Here is an 866-nt window from a genome sequence, read left to right on the forward strand (position 1 = left end):
GCCACTGCCGACCCGGCTGATGGCGGGGCTTGCGATCCTCAAACACACTTTCAACCTGTCGGATGAGGTGCTGTGCGAGCGCTGGGTGGAGAACCCCTACTTCCAGTATCTTTGCGGCGAGGAATTCTTCTGCCACGCGCTGCCGTTCGATCGCTCGTCGATGACGCGCTGGCGCAGTCGCATGGGCGAGGAGCGGATCGTGGCGCTGTTGCAGGAAAGCCTCAGCATCGCGGTCAAGACCGGGGCGATGAAGCCGTCCGACACGCGCCAGGTGATCGTCGACACAACCGTGCAGCCGAAGAACGTGATGTTCCCGACCGATGCCAAGCTCATCCACCGGGCGCGTGAACGGCTGGTGCGGCTGGCCAGGAAGACGGGGCTCAATTTGCGCCAGACCTATGTGCGGGTCGGCAAGCTGGCGCTGATCAAGCACCAGCGCTATGCCCACGCCAAGCAGTTCAAGCGGGCCAACAAGGCGCTGCGCAGGCTTAAGACCTACCTCGGCCGGACCATTCGCGACATCGGTCGCCAGGTCGCCGGCGATGCGAGGCTGGACGCGCTCTTCAAATGGCCGCTCTACCAGGCCGCCACCGTTCTCGAGCAGCGTCAGCGTCAGCGCGGCCGCAAGATCTACAGCCTGCACGCGCACGAGGTGGAATGCATCGGCAAGGGCAAGGCGCACATGCCCTACGAGTTCGGAGTGAAGGTCTCGCTCGCCACCACGCTGAAGCGCTCCAAGGGTGGCCAGTTCGCTCTGCATGCAAAAGCGCTGCCCGGCAATCCCTACGACGGCCACACGCTGGCAAGCGTCATCCCCGACATGGAAGAGACCATCGGCAACCAGATCGGCCGCATCCTCGCCGACG

Annotated in this window: 1 protein-coding gene; it reads left to right on the forward strand. The window is 64.3% G+C overall.

Going from position 1 to position 866, the window contains the following annotated elements:
• Nucleotides 1–866 (forward strand): IS5 family transposase (locus tag NKJ90_RS33370; RefSeq protein ID WP_352487779.1); only part of this gene is annotated, 866 nt, incomplete at both ends.

The organism is Mesorhizobium sp. M0051, assembly GCF_040323235.1.
Lineage (GTDB): Bacteria > Pseudomonadota > Alphaproteobacteria > Rhizobiales > Rhizobiaceae > Mesorhizobium.